Consider the following 17,557-nt stretch of genomic DNA (forward strand, 5'->3'; position numbering starts at 1 on the left):
CCACGGCGGCCGGTCCTGCTCCGGCCGGTCCTGCGGTGGCCCGTGCTGCGGTGGCCGATCCGTCGCGTGCCGGCCGTCCCACGGCGGCGTTCGATCCCGGCGCCGAGGCGGCCCGCGCGACAGCGGCCGTGCTGGACGACACGCTGCACGGCACGGCCCGCGGTGTGGTCGTCGACTCCCCGCCGGGCGCGGGCAAGTCGACGCTGGTGGTGCGTGCGGCGCGCGAACTGGCCGCGGCGGGGCGGCCCCTGATGGTGGTCGCCCAGACCAACGCCCAGGTCGACGACCTGGTGGTCCGGCTCGCCGGGAAGGACCCCGACCTGCCGGTCGGCCGACTGCACAGCAGCGACCCCGACCCGTACGACAAAGCACTCGACGACCTGGCGAACGTCCGCACCTCGGCCAAGGCGGCCGACCTCGCGGGACTGGACGTGGTGATCTCGACGGCCGCGAAGTGGGCGCACGTCAAAGGCGTCGAGCCGTGGCGGCACGCGATCGTCGACGAGGCGTACCAGATGCGGTCGGACGCGCTGCTGGCCGTGGCGGGGCTCTTCGAACGGGCGCTGTTCGTGGGCGATCCCGGCCAGCTCGACCCGTTCAGCGTGGTCGGCGCCGAGCAGTGGGCGGGACTGACGTACGACCCGTCGTCCAGCGCGGTCTCCACGCTCCTGGCCCACAACCCGGAGCTGCCGCAGCACCGGCTGCCGGTCTCCTGGCGGCTGCCCGCCTCGGCGGCGCCGCTGGTCTCGGACGCGTTCTATCCGTACACGCCCTTCCGTAGCGGTACGGACCACGGCGACCGGCGGCTGACGTTCGGGGTCGCCTCCGACGGATCGGGCCCGGACCGGGTGCTCGACGAGGCGGCCGAGTCGGGCTGGGGCCTGCTCGAACTGCCCGCCCGCCACACACCGCGCACGGACCCGGAGGCGGTACGGGCGGTGGCACTGGTGGTCCGCAGGCTGCTGGACCGTGGCGGCGCCGCGGTGAGTGAGCAGTCGCCGGATCCGGTACCGCTGACCGCGGACCGGATCGCGGTCGGCACCGCCCACCGCGACCAGGCGGCGGCAGTCCGGGCGGCGCTCGCGGAACTGGGCATCACCGAGGTCGCGGTCGACACGGCGAACCGTCTCCAGGGCCGGGAGTTCGACGTCACGGTGGTTCTGCACCCGCTGTCGGGGCGCCCGGACGCGACGGCGTTCCACCTGGAGACGGGCCGCCTGTGCGTCCTGACCTCCCGGCACCGGCACGCGTGCATCGTGGTGTGCCGGGAGGGCGTGGCTCAACTGCTCGACGAGCACCCCTCGACGGAGCCGGTCCAGCTGGGGGTCACGGTCAAGTTCCCGGACGGCTGGGAGGCGAATCACGCGGTGCTGGCACACCTGGCGGAGCACCGGGTGCGGTACCGGCCGTAGGAGCTGTCCGGCCCTGATGCGCCGGACAGCCTCATGGTGACCGGACCGGCGGCGGCCCTACGGTGTCCGGACCGCCGGCCGGGCGACCTCGGCGGCCAGCGCGGTCACCCGGGCGCGGGCCGCCGCCAGCGAGCTCGCCGCCAGCGGCCGGAACCGGGCCAGGTGCGGCACGAGCCCGGCCAGGGTCATCTCGGCGCTGACGAGACGCAGACCGTCCTCCGCCATGCCCAGCTTGCCGAAGTAGGCCCGCAGGTACGGCGTTTGGAAGTCCCAGGCCTCCTGCGGGGTGCCCGGACCGTAGGCACCGCCCCGCGTGCTGACCACCACCACCCTGGTACGCCGCAGCAGGCTGTCCCCCGTGTCCGGGTCGGTGAACGCCCCGGGGAAGCTCACCCGGTCGATCCATGCCTTCAGCGAGGCGGACACCGCGTAGTTGTACATCGGGGCGCCGATCAGCACGGTGTCGGCCGCCAGCAGTTCGGTGATCAGGGGGCGGGTGAGCGCCCACTCCCGCTTCTCGGCCGGGCTCTCGGTCAGCGCGTCCACTCCGGCCGGCGGGACGAGGCCGTGTTCTTCCACTCTGCGGCCGAGGGCGCAGTAGGCGCTGTCCAGCGGCGGTACCGGGTCGGCGGCCAGGTCCCTGTACCGGTAGCCGGCCGGGCCGTGCGCTGCCTGCCAGGTCTCCGCGAACAGTGCGGTCAGCTGCCTGCTGACCGACCCGCCGGAACGGTCGGCACTGGAATCCAGGTGCAGCAAGGACGTCACGGGGCCATCTGCCACTACTGGCTCTCCTGTCACTGCTGGTTCTCCTGTCACTCCTGGTTCTCCTGTCACTTCGATCAGGTTGCGTTCGTCATGAGAGGTGACGGAGCAGGACGGCGAAAGGTGACCGGTGGACGCGCGCGAGGGACTGGCAGAACGATTCGAGGCCCAGCGTGGTCAACTGCGCGCGGTTGCCCACCGGATGCTCGGCTCGGTGGACGAGGCCGATGACGCCGTGCAGGAGGCATGGCTCCGCCTGGGCCGGGTCGATGCCGGAGAACTGGACAACCTGGCCGGCTGGCTGCGGACAGTGGTGACTCGCATCTGCCTCGACATGCTGCGTTCCCGCAGGTCACGACGGGAAGACCTGGCCGAGCAGCAAGTACTGGACCATGCGCTCGCCCCCCTCTCGAACGCGAACACCACTCACGGTGACGGAAGCACTCCGGAGGACGAGGCGCTGCTGGCCGACTCGGTGAGCCGGGCGCTGCTCGTCGTGCTGGACACACTGGCCCCCGCCGAGCGGATCGCGTTCGTGCTGCACGACATGTTCGCCGTCCCGTTCGAGGAGATCGCGCCCGTCGTGGGACGCACCCAGGGCGCCACGAAGAAGCTCGCCAGCCGTGCACGGCTGAAGGTGCAGGGCAGTCCCGTGGTCCCGGCGGCCGAACTCGCCCGGCACCGTCGGGTCGTCTCGGCCTTCCTCGCCGCCGCACGGGCCGGTGACCTCACCGCGATTCTTGCGGTGCTGGCCCCCGATGTGGTGCGCCGTGCCGACCCCAGCGCCTTGCCACCGGGCGGAGCGGCCGAGGTGCGCGGCGCACGGGCCGTCGCGGAGGGGACAGCGGCGCTCGCCCACCGGTCCCGGCTCGCCGAACCGGCGCTGGTCAACGGCACCGTGGGAGCCGTGGTGGCCCCGCGGGGCCGCCTGCTGTTCGCGCTGACCTTCACCATCGAGAGTGACAGGATCACCGAGTACGAGGTGATCGCCGACCCCGCCCGGCTCCGGCGCCTGGACCTCGCCGTCCTCGACCGACCGGGGACGTAGGACGTTGTCCTCCCCCGCGGGCCGGGGTAGGAGCCGTACGACGGCGGCGCCGGGGGAGGCCCCCTTGCGGGGCGCGGGACAATGGACGGTGGTCCGGAACCCGGAACCACGCACTCCGGCCCGGCACCGCAACACCGCACAAGCAGTGGCCCGGCACCGCAACACCGCACAAGCAGTACAGAGCGACGCACAGCAGAGCGACACGCACAGCAGGAGGCACACATGGCGGAGCCCGAACAGCGCGAGCGCAAACCCCGGCCCGCACCTCTGCTCTTCGAGCCGTCGGAGGCCGCCGCCGACCCCGAGCACTTCTTCGACCTGGAGTCCATCGAGGACCCCGCGGCCCTCCTCGGCCGGGCGACGGAGCTGACGCTGGCCTTCCGTGCCGCGACCGACCGGGCGGTCGAGTTCCAGGCGATGGCCGCTGCCCAGCTCGCCGATCCCCGGCGCTTCGACCGGCTCACCACGGCAGACATCGCCGAGCGTGCGCACTGGACCGAGGACTACGCGAAGAAGATGGTGGAGTTCGGCCGGGACCTGCTGCGCGGCGCCCCGCCGTCCTGAAAGCGCCGCCGTCCTGAAGCCCCGCTGTCCTGAAGCGCCGCCGTCCTGAAGCCCCGCTGTACTGAAGCCCCGCCGTCCTGAAAGCGCCGCCGCCGCAAAGCGGACTCCGAGGCTCCGGCGCCCGTCCCGTGTCATGACTTGGCTTGGCATATGCCCTATGACGGTGCGCAAGATACGCCCTCCCGCCGCCCCTGTCCCGATTTCCGCCAACCCCCCGGAGCGGAACCGTCCGTGCCGGTAGATCTGTCGGCATGAGCGCATGGCAGCGAAACGACAGCAGCGTGGGAATCCTCTCGAACACGGGCGCGAACACAGGCGCGAGCACGGGCGGGGTCCGGGGGTCCGGGGGCCGTTCCCCCGCGGAGTCCTGCCGCGTCCCGCACGACGCGGCAGGACAGCACGCCACCGCGGTCACCGCCGCCGGAGCGGGCTGGCTCGCCTCGGCGGCGGCGTACCCGCGCACCGCGCTCTCGCTCTGGGAGTCCCGGCCCACCGCCCCCATCGTGCTGGGCTGCGGCTCGGTCTTCGACGTGGTCAACGTTCCCGCGATCTTCGGCCGCCGGATGCTGGACACCCTGTGGTCGGAGGGCCCCGGGTCCGGCCCCGTCGCGAGCCATCGCGGCCGGATGCTGCTCTTCACCGCACCGGGCACGGCCCAGCGGCTACCGTCCCTGCTGGAGTGGGAGGAATGGGGCGAAGCGGTCCCGCCACTGCTCTGTCACGGCGCCGGCGACGCGGTGACCGTACCGCCGCTGACCTCGTCCGTTCGCCGCTCGGGGCCGCGCTGGCTGGTGGCCCCCGACACCCGGCAGCCCTGGCTCCCGGGACCCGAGGTGGTGCTCTGGGCCTGTGTCCGCGCGGCGCGCGACAAGCCCTCCCCCTCGGTGGGCTTATCGATTTTTCCCCGCACCGATCCGGGTGCTAAGGTCTACGACGTCAGCAAGCGCCGCTAGCTCAGTTGGTTAGAGCAGCTGACTCTTAATCAGCGGGTCCGGGGTTCGAGTCCCTGGCGGCGCACAGACGGGAGAAGCCCCTCGCGAAAGCGGGGGGCTTCTTCGTTGCGCTCTCACACAGCGGGTGTGATCTTGATGGTCCACGCCCCCGACGGCGTACGGTCCGCCACCTCGACCTTCATCCCGTTCCCCGGGACCGTGAACGTCTCACCGACCCCCAGCGGCGCGTCGGCCAGCGGCGGATAGACCGACTCCCCCCAGCACGCCGACGCGTGCGGATGGGTGTCGAACACCTTGACCGGGCCGTCCCCCGAGGCCGTCTCCCCCTTCACCCGGTAGATCAGCACCCCTTCCGTGCAGGCAGCCGTGTCGTTGCCGGTCGCGGTGCGCACCTCCATGGCGATGGCGCTGTCGAGTCCGGTCCGTACGACCGCGAGCCGGGTCCCCGCCGTGTCCGTGCCGGGCTGCGGCACGTCCTCCAGCGGTTCCAGCGTGAACATCCGGGTGCCGGTGCCCTGCACACAGCCGATCTGCCGCCGGTCCAGCCAGCCCAGCTTCCACTTGTCCCAGCCGAGGAAATCGGGGGCGAGCCCGAACTGGCTGCCCATGACGTCCCAGTCCCCGACCGAGGTGTCCCAGTCGCCCTTGTCGTCCGAGGGGCGGTGGTAGAGATCCGGCAGGTCGAAGACGTGCCCGGTCTCGTGGGCGAGGACGTTGTGGTCCGGCGGGTGCTGCTCGAAGCCCGTGACGAGGCGGCTGATGTCCGTGCCGTCGGCGTGCAGCGGGGTTTCGAGGTTGACGACCTTCGTGGCGTCGGAGTCGACCCCCGGCGCGTCCGGATCGGCGACCAGGTAGACGACTTCGTACTTCCTGAAGTCCACGGTCGGGTCCGCCGCCGCCACCGCGTCGCGCAGATACGCGTCGCGCCCCTCCTCGCCCCAGTCCCGTTTCACCGCGTACGCCGAGGCGGGCTTCGGCATCATGATCCACTTCTTCAGCGGGTGCGGGCGCAGGGTGAACTTCCCGTACGACGCCCGGTGGAAGAAGGTGGTGGTCGCCGGGAAGTAGTCACCCGCCAGCTCCTGGGGCGTGGTGTCCGGCACGGAGCCCGGGAAGGACAGGAAGATCATCACCGCGTCGAGCGTGCCGACCGGCCGCGTGTAGGCGGAGTTCCAGCTGTCCAGACCGAGCGAGTGGTGGGCATCCGTACGCGGCAGGGCGCACGGCCCCGCGGGCCCCGAGGTCGCGACGGCGGGCCCCGCGACCAGCGAAGTGGCGGTGAGCGCCAGGAACGAGACGGTCACCGCGGCGGCACGTTTCAGACGTCCCCGGTCCACTCCCCCGGGTGTCTGCGGACGCTGCACGTCGACCTCCGGGTTCGGGATGCGGGACACCTGACCCACTCTGTGCCGGTTCGCCCCGTTACGCCCTGTCCAGATGCCCCACTGGAGTGACCGACCCGACACCCCGGGCCTTCACGGAAAGTCACAACTGGTCATAGAGGAAAGGGCCCGGACCACAGCCGCGCAGAAACGATCACCTTGAGCACCGGAGTGACCACGGCGCCCCAACAAGGCTGGAACGGTCCTTGCTTCAACCTCTATGATCGGCACACTTTCCCCTGCGGACCACGCCTCCGGCGTTTCTCCACCGTCCGGCCGACGACCCAGACCTCACCTGTTCAAGACGACTGCACTGCGGGAGCCAGCCGTGAGCGGAACCCCTGAAGGGCCGGGTCCGGTGCCCGCCCCCGTCCGGCCGCCGGTCACAGAGCGTCAGGCCGTCGGCCGGACCGCAGCCGAACTGAGCGACTACCGCGCCGCCTTCAACACCGCCCGGCTCGGCATGGCCGTCGTCGACAGCGAAGGCCTGGTCGTCACCGCCAACGACGCCCTCGGCGGACTGCTCGGCGCCGAGCCCGCAGGGCTGAACCGGCAGACCGCGGCCGACCTGGTGGACCTGGCCACGGACGCCCGGACCTGGCACGCGTACCGCGAAGTGCTCCGGGGCCGCCGCTCCAGCTTCCGCTGCACCCGCAGGCTCAAGCACGCCGACGGTCACTCGCTCTGGGCCGAGGTCAGCGTCGCGCCGGTCCCCGACAGCTCCCAGGTGCTGCTCTCGGTCGCCGACGTCAGCGACCGGCGCGAACTCCAGGCGAAACTGCGCCACCTCCAGATGCACGACCCGGTGACCCGGCTGCCGAACCGGGCGCTGTTCTTCGAACGGCTGTCCGCGGCGCTCGACCTCTCCGCGTACGGGCACGGGAGCACCGCCCGGATCGGGCTCTGCTATCTGGACCTGGACGGTTTCAAGGCGGTCAACGACACCCTCGGCCACCGCTTCGGCGACCGGCTGCTCGCCGTCGTCGCCTCCCGGCTGACGCACTGCGCCGACCAGCCCGGCTACGGGCGCAGCGGCGGCCATCTGGTGGCCCGGCTCGGCGGTGACGAGTTCGCCCTGCTCGTCGAGGACTCCTCCGGTACGGAACACCTCGCCGACCTCGCGGGGTCGGTGCTGGCCGCGCTCCAGGAGCCGTTCGACCTGGGCGGTCAGCGGCTCTCGGTGTCCGCGTCGATCGGAGTGGTGGAGCGGCCGGCGGCGGGCACCAGCGCCACCGGGCTGATGCAGGACGCCGACACCACGCTGTACTGGGCGAAGGCGGACGGCAAGGCCCGCTGGACGCTGTTCGACCCGGAGCGCAACGCGCACCGGATGACCCGCCAGGCGCTCTCGTCGAAACTGCGGCCCGCTGTCGAGGGCGGCGAGTTCGTGCTGGAGTACCAGCCGCTGGTGGATCTGGCGGACGGCGCGCTCAAGGGCGTGGAGGCGCTGGTCCGCTGGGACCATCCGCAGTTCGGGCGGCTGACGCCCAACCGGTTCATCGGGCTGGCGGAGGAGGACGGCTCGATCGTCCAGCTCGGCGGGTGGGTGCTGCGTACGGCCTGCCGGCAGGCCAGACAGTGGCAGCTCGACCACCCGGGCGCGCCCCCGCTGTTCGTGAGCGTCAATGTCGCCGTGCGGCAGGTGTGGGACTCCGACCTGGTCGCCGATGTCGCCGGGGTGCTCGCCGAGACGGGCCTCGCGCCGGAGCTGCTCCAGCTGGAGCTCACCGAGTCGGCGGTGATGGGGTCGGCGGGCCGCCCGTTGCAGGCGCTCCAGGACCTCAGCGACATGGGTGTGCAGATCGCGATCGACGACTTCGGCACCGGCTACTCGAACCTGGCGTATCTGAGCCGGCTGCCGGTGTCGGCACTGAAGCTGGACGGGTCCTTCGTCCGCGGGTTCCGCTACGACCAGGGCACCCACCCGAACCCGGCCGACGAGATGATCGTCGAGGCCCTGGTCCAGCTCGCGCACCGGCTGGGGCTCACGGTCACCGCGGAATGCGTGGAGACGGTGGGCCAGGCGACACGGCTGCGCCGGATCGGGTGCGACACCGGGCAGGGCTATCTGTACTCGCGGGCGGTGGCGCCGGAGCACATCGGGGCGATGCTCGAAGGCGTACCGCAGCGGGGCTGACGGCCCGCCGGCCGGGGCGACGGTCCGTGGTCGGCCGGCCGGCGGGCGATGCGGGTACGGATTACCCGGCAGCCCGTAGGCGTCAGGGTTTACCCGGGCAGCCCGTAGACAGCAGGGGTTTACCCGGGCAGCCCGTAGGCGTCGGCGATCAGCTCGTACGAACGCAGCCGCGCGTCGCCGCCGTGTGCGTTGGCCGTGATCATCAACTCGTCGGCGCCCGTGCGCTTCTGGAGGTCGTCGAGACCGGAGCGGACCTCGTCCGCCGTGCCGCTGATGATGTTGTGCAGCCAGCCGTCGACGAACTCGCGCTCCATGGGGGAGAACGAGTACGCCGCCGCCTCGTCCGGCGTCGGCACGAGCCCCGGGCGGCCGGTGCGCAGCCGGACCATCGAGAGGGCTCCGGAGAGGATCTGCCGGTGGGCCTCCTTCTCGTCGTCGGCCGCCAGTGCGGCGACGCCGATCAGGGCGTACGGGGCGTCGAGCACCGCCGAGGGCCGGAACGACTCGCGGTAGAGGTCCAGGGCCGGGATGGTGTTCTGCGCCGAGAAGTGGTGCGCGAAGGCGAACGGCAGCCCGAGCGTCCCGGCCAGCCGGGCACTGAAGCCGGACGAGCCGAGCAGCCAGATCGGCGGGCGGCCGACGGGCCCCTGGACCGGGCCCGGTACGGCGTGGATGCGCGCGTACGGGTGGCCGTCCGGGAAGTCGTCGTCCAGGAACCGGGTCAACTCGGCCAGCTGCTGCGGGAATTCGTCGGCACCCTCGTGGAGGCGTTCGGACCGGCGGAGCGCGGCTGCGGTGGCGCCGTCGGTGCCGGGTGCCCGCCCGAGCCCGAGGTCGACCCGGCCCGGAGCCATCGCTTCGAGCGTGCCGAACTGCTCGGCGATCACCAGCGGGGCGTGGTTCGGCAGCATGACCCCGCCGGAGCCGAGCCGGATGCGGTCGGTGTGCGCGGCGAGGTGCGCGAGCAGCACGGCCGGTGAGGAGGAGGCGACCCCCGGCATGGAGTGGTGCTCGGCCACCCAGTAGCGGTGGAAGCCGCGGCGCTCGGCGAGCCGGGCGATGTCCACGCCGGTGCGGATGGCCTGGGTCGCGGTGCGGCCCTCGCCCACGGTCACCAGGTCCAGTACGGACAGAGGGACGGGGGCGGTTCCGGCCGCCTTGCCTTGAATCGGGTCCACCGCGCTGGAGCCTTTCTCGTTGTCGGCCTGTACAGCTGGCGGAAACACGGGGACGCTCTCCGGTTATTCCCCCGGGGCCGGACCCACCGTCGGGAAGGCTCTCGGGAAAGCCTCTGGAGAACTAGGCGCGCCGGGCGAACAGCTTGCCCAGCTGATCGCTCCAGACCCGGCGCTCGGTCAGCCGCAGTCCTTCCCACACCGATACCTGGTTCGCCGTGAGCACCGGCTTCCCGAGGACCTGCTCCAGTTCGCGCAGGTACGCCGCGGTGTGCAGCGCCGTGTCCGGCAGCAGGACGACGTCCGCCGACGGGTGGTCGCCCGCCAGCGCCAGTTCCAGCACCTCGTCGCGGCCCCAGGCGCCGACCTCCTCCGCCGTGACGATCCCGCGGCCCCGGCTCGCGACCACTTCCACGCCCGCCGCCTTGAGGAAGGCGGTGAAGTAGCCGGTCACGTCCTCCGGGTACGTCGCGGCGACCGCGACCTTCTCGGCGCCCAGGTACTGGATCGCGTTGGTGAAGGCGAACGATGTACTGGACGCGGGCATCCCGGCGGCCTTGGCCAGGTTCCTGACCTGCTCCCGGGCGCCTTCCCAGCCGTAGACGAAGCTGCCGCTGGTACAGGCCCAGACCACCGACTCGGCCCCGGAGAGCCGCAGCTCCTCCACCCCCGCGGCGAGCCGCGCGGCGGAGCCCATCTCGATCAGCGCGTCCACCCGGTGGGCGTCCTCACCGATGTCCGTGTGGACAAGGTGCAGCCTGACGTCCTCGGTCACGAGCAGCTCGAAGCGCTCGTAGTCGTCCTCCGCGGAATGCCCCGGGTAAAGGAACCCGACCGTTGTCATGTCCAGCCTCCCTGTTCTTCGGGCGGATCTTCTGCCAGTGCGGTGGCGGGCTCGGGAAGCGGCGCGGGTGCGGGTGCGGGCGTCGAGTCGATCAGCAGCCGCTGGTACGGGCCGATCGCGAAGGCGCCTATGTGCCGCAGCGCCGCCCACATCGTGACCTGGTTCGCCGAGAGCACCGGCATCCGCAACTCGGCTTCGAGCTGCGGGATCACGTCGTACGTCGGGAGGTTGGTGCAGCTGATGAAAAGCGCATCGGCCGCGCCGACCACCGCCTGCCGGGCCATGTCCACCACATCGCGGTACGGGACTTTCCAGATACGGCTCGTGAGACCCAGGAAAGCCCGTCCGGTGACCTCTGTCCCGGCTTCGCCGAGGTATTCCTCCAGCGCGGACGTCACAGATTCAGTGTAGGGCGTGACCAGGGCGATCCGCCGGACGCCGATCTCCCGGACGGCCTCCAGGAGCGCGCCGGACGTGGTGATCGCCGGGATGTCACCGGCGACGGTCATGGCCGAGCACATGGCCCGCTCACCCGCCAGTCCGCCGACGAAACTGCCGCTCGCGCAGGCGTACACGACGACCTGCGGCGCCACCGCGCTCAGCGCCCGGACCGCCTCACCCAGCGTTTCGTGCTCGCTGACCAGCCGGGCGAGGTCGAGCGAGACTTCGACGGGGACGAAGGGGGTACGCGTGAGGTGGAGCGAGACATCGTCCGGCACCCACCGCCACAGTTCCCGGTCGAGCGCGAAGTCGAAGGGGGCGACGACACCCACACCGCGTTGCGGCTGTGGTCCGCCGATAAAGGAGATGTCCATTGCTGACCCCAGGTGGTGCGTGGGCGAGGCCGTGTTGCTTCTGATGTCGACGGTAGGTTCATGGGGCGATCCCGGTCAATCAACGCATCCCTGACGTCGCGATGTGCTTACGTGAAGGAAACACGGCCGCTCTCAGCCGAAGGACCGCGCCCATGTCCGAAGCCTCAGTCCCCACCCTTCTCGTACTGGACGCCGACCCGCCTCCGCGCCTCGGAAAGCTGACCGGCCGGGCGCATGTCGTGCACGCCGGCGCAGAGACCCTGGGCGGTCAACTCCCTTACGCGGACGTCCTGCTGGTCTGGGACTTCCACTCCGACGCGGTGCGCCGGGCCTGGCCCGGCGAGGGCCCGCGGCCCGGCTGGGTGCACACGGCCAGCGCCGGTGTGGACCATCTGCTCTGCCCCGAGCTGGTCGCGTCGGACACCGTGGTGACCAATGCCCGCGGCATCTTCGACCAGCCGATCGCGGAGTACGTCGCGGGTCTCGTCCTCGCCTTCGCCAAGGACCTCCCCGGCACCCTGGAGCTCCAGCGCCAGCGCCGCTGGCAGCACCGTGAGACCAGGCGGCTGGCCGGCAGCCGGGCGGTCGTCGTCGGCTCGGGCCCCATCGGCCGGGCCATCGCCGCCACGCTGTCGGCGCTCGGGGTGAAGGTGGCCCTGGTCGGGCGCACCGCGCGCCGCCCGGTGCACGGGCCCGAGGAGCTGGACCGGCTGCTGCCGCGCGCCGACTGGGTGATCTGCGCGGCCCCGCTCACCGGGACCACCCGTGGCATGTTCGACGCCCACGCCTTCGGCACGATGCAGCCGTCCGCGCACTTCATCAACGTCGGGCGCGGGGCGCTCGTGGTCGAGGACGATCTCGTCGAGGCGCTCAGGAAGCGCTGGCTGGCGGGCGCCGCGCTCGATGTGTTCGCCGAGGAGCCGCTGAACGCGGGGAACCGCCTCTGGGACGTCCCCGACCTGCTGATCTCTCCGCACATGAGCGGCGACACCATCGGCTGGCGCGACGCTCTCGGCGAGCAGTTCCTGGAGCTCTACGACATGTGGGCGAACGGAAGGCCGCTGCCGAACGTGGTGGACAAGAAACGTGGGTACGTCCACACACATGACTGAGCTCTGCGATCTGTCTGCCCGTCAACTCGTTGCCGGATACCGGAAGGGCGCCTTCACCCCGGTCGACGCGGCCCGTGCCGTCCTGGACCGGATCGAGGTGGTGCAGCCAGGAGTGAACGCCTTCGTCCGGGTCGACGCCGGCCCGGCCCTGGCGCAGGCGCGGGCGTCGGCGGCCCGGTGGAGCGCGGGTGAGCCGCAGGGCCTGCTCGACGGGGTGCCGGTCACGGTCAAGGACATCCTGCTGCTGCACGGGGAGCCGACGCTGCGGGGATCGAGGACCGTACGGCCGCAGGGCAGGTGGTCCGAGGACGCGCCGTCGGTGGCGCGGCTGCGGGAACACGGTGCGGTCTTCGTCGGCAAGACCGCGACGCCCGAGTTCGGCTGGAAGGCCGTCACCGACTCGCCGCTGCACGGGGTGACCCGTAACCCGTACGACAGCGCCCGTACCTCCGGCGGCTCCAGCGGCGGCGCCGCGGCGGCCGTGGCGCTGGGCGCCGGGCCACTGGCGCTGGGGACGGACGGCGGGGGGTCCATCCGCGTACCGGCGTCGTTCTGCGGGGTCTTCGGGCTGAAGCCGACGTACGGGCGGGTCCCGCTCTATCCGGCCAGCGCCTTCGGGACGCTCGCCCATGTCGGCCCGCTGGCGCGCGACGCGGCCGACGCGGCGCTGATGCTGGACGTGATCAGCGGTCCCGACCCGCGCGACTGGTCGCAGCTGGCCCCGCCCGCGGGCAGTGTGCGGGACGGGCTGGACGGCGGGGTGAAGGGGCTGCGGATCGCCTACTCGCCGACCCTGGGCGGCCAGGTCGCCGTCGAGCCGGCGGTCGCGGCGGCGGTCCGTGCGGCGGTGGGGCGGCTCGCGGAACTCGGCGCGTACATCGAGGAGACGGATCCGGACTTCACGGATCCGGTCGCGGCCTTCCAGACGCTGTGGTTCAGCGGGGCCGCGCGGGTGGCGCAGCACCTGGGCCGGGAGCAGCGCGCGCTGCTCGATCCCGGGCTGCGGGAGATCGTCGCGGAGGGCGAGCGGTACTCGGCGCTGGACTATCTGGCCGCGGTGGACGTACGGATGGAGCTGGGCCGGCGCATGGGCCTCTTCCACCAGCGGTACGACCTGCTGGTCACCCCGACCCTGCCGATCACCGCGTTCGAGGCGGGGGTGGAGGCGCCACACGGTTCGGGGCACCGGCGCTGGACGGGGTGGACGCCGTTCACGTATCCCTTCAACCTGACGCAGCAACCCGCGGCCACGCTGCCGTGCGGGGTGGACGGAGCGGGCCTGCCGGTCGGGGTGCAGCTGGTGGGGGCGCGGCACGCGGACGCGCTGGTGCTGCGGGCCGCGCATGCGATGTACGGGGCGGGGGTGGCCGCGGAGGTGCCCTCGGTCACCGGCCGGGCTCCGCTCGGCCCGCCCGCGTAGCCCGGCCGCTCAGCCCGGCCCGCGTGGCCCGGCTGCGTAACCCGTCCGGTCAGCCCGGCCGGCGGAAACCGATCAGCCGGTCCGGCGGAAGCTGAGTGTCTCGCCCAGGGCGCCCGACCGCCAGAGGTCCTGACAGGCCGCCGCCATCCGGTCGAGGCCCTCGACCACCGTGCCCCACACGATCCCCGGGACCCAGCCGGTGTCCCCGTTGATCAGCAGGTTGTTCCGCTCGTAGAAGAGCGCGAGGTCGACCACCGTCGTCCGTCCACGGTGGTCGGCCGCCGTCTCGTATCCGTACGCATCCGTGCCCAGCACCGTCTCGGAGAAGGTGAAGTAGCAGAGGTCGCCCGGGACGGGGGTGACCGTCGGGTTCTCCAGCGGCGGCTCCTGCGGCGCGAAGCCGGGCAGCAGGGCGTAGATCTCGTTCCGGGCGTACTTGGCGTGGTAGACGTCCCCGCCGAGCGGCAACGCGTCCCACACCGCCGCGCAGGTCACCGGGGCCTTGTCGTCGAGGAGCCGCGCGGTGCAGCTCACGCCGCGCTTGTCGAGGGACAGTTCCACGAATCGATCGCTCATCTCCCCATGGTTTCCCCCCGGAGGCCCACGCGGTCGAGGCCGACCGGCAAATGGAGGGGCCTCGGACCGACTCGCCGCACGATGGGCTGAAAATGATCTGCATACCTCGCGCGGAGTCGGGTAGCCGCGCGCCCATGGCTCCACCACCAGGGAACGACTCAGAAAGCACACCAAGACACTCCATACGGTCCATACGTTCCACACCTTCGACACCACCCGTACGACGCCGTTCGCTGCTGCTCGGCGCGGCAGGCCTGAGCGCCGCGGGGGCGCTCGGAGCAGCCGGGTGCAGCCGGGTGCCTACGGGCGACACGCTCGCCCGCCTCAAGTCGCAGGGCACCGTCCGGCTCGGCATCGCGGGTGAGGTGCCGTACGGCTACATCGACGAGCAGGGCGACTTCACCGGCGAAGCGGTGGAACTCGCGAAGATCATCTTCAAACGGCTCGGTGTCGGCCACGTGCAGCCCGTGGCGACCGACTTCGCCTCGTTGATCCCCGGCCTCAACTCCCAGCAGTTCGACTGCGTTTCGGCCGGGATGTACATCAACAAGGAACGCTGCCAGCAGGTCATCTTCGCCGATCCCGAGTACCAGATGCTGGACGCCTTCATCGTCCGCAAGGGCAACCCGAAGAACCTGCACAACTACGAGGACTGCGTGCGGGCCAAGGCGAAGTTCGCCACCGGTACCGCGTACGCCGAGATCGCCTACGCCGTCGCCGCCGGGTACAAGGAGAAGGACATCCAGATCCTCCAGGACCAGGTCGCGGGGCTGAACGCGGTCGAGTCCGGCCGGGTGGACGTCTTCGCGGGGACCTCCCTGACCGTCCGTGAAGTGGTGAAGAAGAGCCGGAAGGCCGAGGCGACCCCCGCCTTCGCGGCCACCGTCGACGGCAAGAAGAAGATCGACGGCGGCGGGTTCACCTTCCGCCCCACGGACACCGCGCTCCGTGACGCCTTCAACGTCGAGATCCACAAGATGAAGAAGAGCGGTGAACTCTTCCGGGTGCTCCGGCCGTTCGGGTTCACCCAGGCGGAGATGACCACGCTGACGGCCAAGGAGCTGTGCGCATGACATCGGGACTCTGGCAGCACTGGGTGCTCCCGGGCATCTGGATCACCATCCAGCTCACCGTGTACAGCGCCGCCCTCGCCGTGGTCGTCGCGTTCGGGATAGGCATGGCCAGGGCCCACCGCTCACGCGTGGTGCGGTTCCTGGCCGGTTTCTACACCGAGATCTTCCGCGGAACGTCGTCCCTGGTCCTGATGTTCTGGATCTTCTTCGTCCTGCCGAACCTGGTCGGCTGGGCACTGGTACCCATGTGGGCGGCCGTGCTGGCGCTCGGGCTCTCGTACGGTGCGTACGGGGCCGAGATCGTCCGCGGCGCGCTGAACGCGGTGGCACCCGCGCAGCGTGAGGCGGGCGTCGCGCTCAACTTCACCCCCTGGCAGCGGATGCGGCTGATCCTGCTGCCGCAGGCGATACCCGAGATGATGCCGCCCTTCTCGAATCTGCTGATCGAGCTGCTCAAGGGCACCGCGCTGGTCTCGCTGCTCGGCGTCGGCGACGTGTCGTTCGCCGCCTATCTGGTGCGGCTCGCCACCCAGGAGAGCTCGCAGATCTACTCGGTCGTCCTGGCCATCTACTTCGTCATCGCCTTCGTGCTCACCCGTGGGATGCGGGCGCTCGAACGCAAGACCCGGGCCAATCTCGGCCTCCAGACCACCGGAGGTGCCCGATGAACAGCTGGGACTGGTCCGCCGTCGGGCACTTCATGCCGCGCTTCTGGGACGGGCTGCTCACCACCCTCCAGATCCTCGTCCTCGGTTCGGTGCTCTCCTTCGCGCTGGGTCTGGTGTGGGCGCTGGGCTACCGGGTGAAGACGCGCTTCGTGCGGTGGCCGGTGAACTTCGTCACCGAGTTCATCCGCAACACCCCCCTGCTGGTGCAGCTCTTCTTCCTGTTCTTCGTGCTGCCCGACTGGGGCATCCAGTTCTCCGCCCTGACCACCGGCACGGTCGCGATCGGGGTGCACTACTCGACGTACACCGCCCAGGTCTACCGGGCCGGCATCGACGCGGTGCCGGTCGGGCAGTGGGAGGCGGCCACCGCGCTGTCCCTGCCGCTGACCCGTACCTGGACCGCGGTGATCCTGCCGCAGGCGATCCGCCGGGTGCTTCCCGCCCTCGGCAACTACGTCATCGCGATGCTGAAGGACACCCCTCTCGTGGTCGCGATCAGCGTGCTGGATCTGCTGGGCCAGGCCCGTATGGAGGGCGGCATGACCTTCCAGTACAACGAGGCGCTGACCGTCGTCGGCGTCGCCTTCATCGTCATCGCCTATCCGGCATCTCTTCTTGTACGAGCCCTGGAGCGCCGTCTTGTCCGCTGACGCGAACCCCGCGACCCCCGAGATCCCCGCCACCCCCGAGATCCCCCGAACCGAGGCCCCCGGCGCCGAGTCCGCGGCCGGAGGCGCCACGTCCGAGCTGATCCGCTTCACGAACGTCACCAAGCGGTTCGGCGGGAACACCGTGCTCGACGATCTCTGCTTCTCGGTCCGGCCGGGCAAGCACGTCACGCTGATAGGACCTTCCGGTTCCGGTAAGACGACGATCCTCAGACTCCTGATGACCCTGCTCAAGCCGGACGAAGGGGAGATCACCGTCAGCGGTGACCGGCTCTTCCCCTCGGAGGGCGAGAAGCAGCTGCGTGAGGTGCGCAAGAACATCGGCATGGTGTTCCAGCAGTTCAACCTCTTCCCCAACATGTCGGTGCTGCGGAACATCACCGAGGCCCCGGTCCGGGTCCTCGGGATGTCCAAGGACGAGGCCGCCGAACGCGCCAAGGGCCTGCTCGACCTGGTCGGACTCGGTGACCGCGCCGACGCCAGGCCGAACCAGCTCTCCGGCGGCCAGCAGCAGCGCGTGGCCATCGCCCGCGCCCTGGCGATGCGCCCGAAGGTGCTGCTGCTCGACGAGGTGACGTCGGCGCTCGACCCGGAGCTGGTGGCCGGTGTGCTCGACGTGCTGCGGGACATCGCGCGGACGACCGACATCACCATGCTGTGCGTCACGCACGAGATGAACTTCGCCCGGGACATCTCGGACGATGTCCTGATGTTCGATTCCGGGAAGGTGATCGAGTCCGGTTCTCCGGAAAAAATCTTCAGCGATCCCGAGCACGAACGTACGCGCGAGTTCCTGAGCGCAGTGCTCTGACCTGATACTCCACGTTCGAATTGTGACTCTGGCATATGCCACGGTGGCGCGCCCCAGTACAGAGCACCGGTGCGCGCCACCAAGTCATCAACAGCCGCCCCACAACGGTCTCTTGACCGCTATCGTGGTACGCGAGC

The 17,557-nt window shown here is 71.0% G+C and carries 17 protein-coding genes and 1 tRNA gene; 12 read left to right on the forward strand and 6 right to left on the reverse strand.

The annotated features are described in order from the left end of the window. Window positions 1-50: 50 nt before the first annotated feature. Entirely contained in the window at window positions 51-1,412 is a 1,362-nt protein-coding gene (locus tag OG709_RS12070; protein WP_250298659.1) for an AAA domain-containing protein, read from the forward strand. A 57-nt stretch (window positions 1,413-1,469) separates the two neighbouring features. Here the strand turns inward: OG709_RS12070 and OG709_RS12075 are convergent, their stop codons facing one another. Then, window positions 1,470-2,192 carry an FMN-dependent NADH-azoreductase gene (locus OG709_RS12075; protein ID WP_329165999.1) on the reverse strand — a complete coding sequence of 241 codons (723 nt, stop codon included), beginning with the start codon at window positions 2,190-2,192 and terminating at the stop codon, window positions 1,470-1,472. A gap of 112 nt (window positions 2,193-2,304) precedes the next feature. On the opposite strand from OG709_RS12075, the gene OG709_RS12080 reads away from it, so the two are divergent. The 4 genes from OG709_RS12080 to OG709_RS12095 all read left to right on the forward strand — a co-directional run bounded on the left by OG709_RS12080 (window position 2,305) and on the right by OG709_RS12095 (window position 4,803). Further along, complete coding sequence (locus OG709_RS12080; protein WP_250298593.1) at window positions 2,305-3,222, forward strand: sigma-70 family RNA polymerase sigma factor; 918 nt, start codon at window positions 2,305-2,307, stop codon at window positions 3,220-3,222. A 222-nt stretch (window positions 3,223-3,444) separates the two neighbouring features. Beyond that, window positions 3,445-3,786, forward strand: coding sequence for a hypothetical protein (locus OG709_RS12085; RefSeq protein ID WP_250298594.1), 342 nt, complete (start codon window positions 3,445-3,447; stop codon window positions 3,784-3,786). A 251-nt stretch (window positions 3,787-4,037) separates the two neighbouring features. After that, on the forward strand, window positions 4,038-4,739 hold the full coding sequence (locus OG709_RS12090; RefSeq protein ID WP_329166001.1) for a bifunctional DNA primase/polymerase: 702 nt from the start codon (window positions 4,038-4,040) through the stop codon (window positions 4,737-4,739). Next, window positions 4,730-4,803: transfer RNA gene (locus tag OG709_RS12095), tRNA-Lys, on the forward strand. Before OG709_RS12090 ends, OG709_RS12095 begins: the two co-directional genes overlap by 10 nt. 49 nt (window positions 4,804-4,852) lie before the next feature. On the opposite strand, the gene OG709_RS12100 is transcribed toward OG709_RS12095, so the two are convergent. Then, on the reverse strand, window positions 4,853-6,076 hold the full coding sequence (locus OG709_RS12100; RefSeq protein WP_250298660.1) for a M6 family metalloprotease domain-containing protein: 1,224 nt from the start codon (window positions 6,074-6,076) through the stop codon (window positions 4,853-4,855). A gap of 373 nt (window positions 6,077-6,449) precedes the next feature. Here OG709_RS12100 and OG709_RS12105 point away from each other — a divergent pair, with 373 nt between their 5' ends. Beyond that, window positions 6,450-8,258, forward strand: a complete 1,809-nt coding sequence (locus tag OG709_RS12105; RefSeq protein ID WP_401272386.1) for a putative bifunctional diguanylate cyclase/phosphodiesterase — start codon at window positions 6,450-6,452, stop codon at window positions 8,256-8,258. Between the two features lie 119 nt (window positions 8,259-8,377). Here the strand turns inward: OG709_RS12105 and OG709_RS12110 are convergent, their stop codons facing one another. From OG709_RS12110 to OG709_RS12120, 3 genes are all read right to left on the reverse strand, one after another. Next, window positions 8,378-9,436, reverse strand: coding sequence for an LLM class flavin-dependent oxidoreductase (locus tag OG709_RS12110; RefSeq protein ID WP_250298597.1), 1,059 nt, complete (start codon window positions 9,434-9,436; stop codon window positions 8,378-8,380). Window positions 9,437-9,557: 121 nt separating this feature from the next. Next, a complete protein-coding gene (locus OG709_RS12115) occupies window positions 9,558-10,277 on the reverse strand; it encodes a maleate cis-trans isomerase family protein (RefSeq protein WP_250298598.1) in 720 nt (239 codons plus the stop codon). Continuing rightward, a complete protein-coding gene (locus tag OG709_RS12120) occupies window positions 10,274-11,092 on the reverse strand; it encodes a maleate cis-trans isomerase family protein (protein WP_266643049.1) in 819 nt (272 codons plus the stop codon). The genes OG709_RS12115 and OG709_RS12120 overlap by 4 nt, the downstream gene beginning before the upstream one ends. Before the next feature lie 152 nt (window positions 11,093-11,244). Here OG709_RS12120 and OG709_RS12125 point away from each other — a divergent pair, with 152 nt between their 5' ends. Together OG709_RS12125 and OG709_RS12130 are read left to right on the forward strand one after the other, a co-directional pair. Next, window positions 11,245-12,204, forward strand: coding sequence for a D-2-hydroxyacid dehydrogenase (locus OG709_RS12125; RefSeq protein WP_250298600.1), 960 nt, complete (start codon window positions 11,245-11,247; stop codon window positions 12,202-12,204). After that, window positions 12,197-13,624 (forward strand): amidase, encoded by a 1,428-nt coding sequence (locus OG709_RS12130; RefSeq protein WP_266643045.1) that lies wholly within the window; start codon window positions 12,197-12,199, stop codon window positions 13,622-13,624. Before OG709_RS12125 ends, OG709_RS12130 begins: the two co-directional genes overlap by 8 nt. 72 nt (window positions 13,625-13,696) lie before the next feature. Here the strand turns inward: OG709_RS12130 and OG709_RS12135 are convergent, their stop codons facing one another. Further along, the gene (locus OG709_RS12135; RefSeq protein ID WP_250298602.1) at window positions 13,697-14,200 is read right to left on the reverse strand and encodes a DUF3830 family protein; all 504 of its coding nucleotides are present in this window, start codon (window positions 14,198-14,200) and stop codon (window positions 13,697-13,699) included. A 134-nt stretch (window positions 14,201-14,334) separates the two neighbouring features. On the opposite strand from OG709_RS12135, the gene ehuB reads away from it, so the two are divergent. From ehuB to ehuA, 4 genes are read left to right on the forward strand one after another with little or no spacing between them, the layout of a single operon-like run. After that, the gene (ehuB, locus tag OG709_RS12140) at window positions 14,335-15,273 is read left to right on the forward strand and encodes an ectoine/hydroxyectoine ABC transporter substrate-binding protein EhuB (protein WP_266643044.1); all 939 of its coding nucleotides are present in this window, start codon (window positions 14,335-14,337) and stop codon (window positions 15,271-15,273) included. Then, window positions 15,270-15,941, forward strand: a complete 672-nt coding sequence (ehuC, locus tag OG709_RS12145; protein WP_250298604.1) for an ectoine/hydroxyectoine ABC transporter permease subunit EhuC — start codon at window positions 15,270-15,272, stop codon at window positions 15,939-15,941. The genes ehuB and ehuC overlap by 4 nt, the downstream gene beginning before the upstream one ends. Next, window positions 15,938-16,591, forward strand: a complete 654-nt coding sequence (gene ehuD, locus OG709_RS12150) for an ectoine/hydroxyectoine ABC transporter permease subunit EhuD (RefSeq protein WP_250298605.1) — start codon at window positions 15,938-15,940, stop codon at window positions 16,589-16,591. Before ehuC ends, ehuD begins: the two co-directional genes overlap by 4 nt. A gap of 40 nt (window positions 16,592-16,631) precedes the next feature. Next, window positions 16,632-17,420 carry an ectoine/hydroxyectoine ABC transporter ATP-binding protein EhuA gene (gene ehuA, locus OG709_RS12155; protein ID WP_250298661.1) on the forward strand — a complete coding sequence of 263 codons (789 nt, stop codon included), beginning with the start codon at window positions 16,632-16,634 and terminating at the stop codon, window positions 17,418-17,420. The last annotated feature ends 137 nt before the right edge of the window (window positions 17,421-17,557 follow it).

It is taken from the genome of Streptomyces sp. NBC_01267, from assembly GCF_036241575.1.
Classification (GTDB): Bacteria; Actinomycetota; Actinomycetes; order Streptomycetales; family Streptomycetaceae; genus Streptomyces.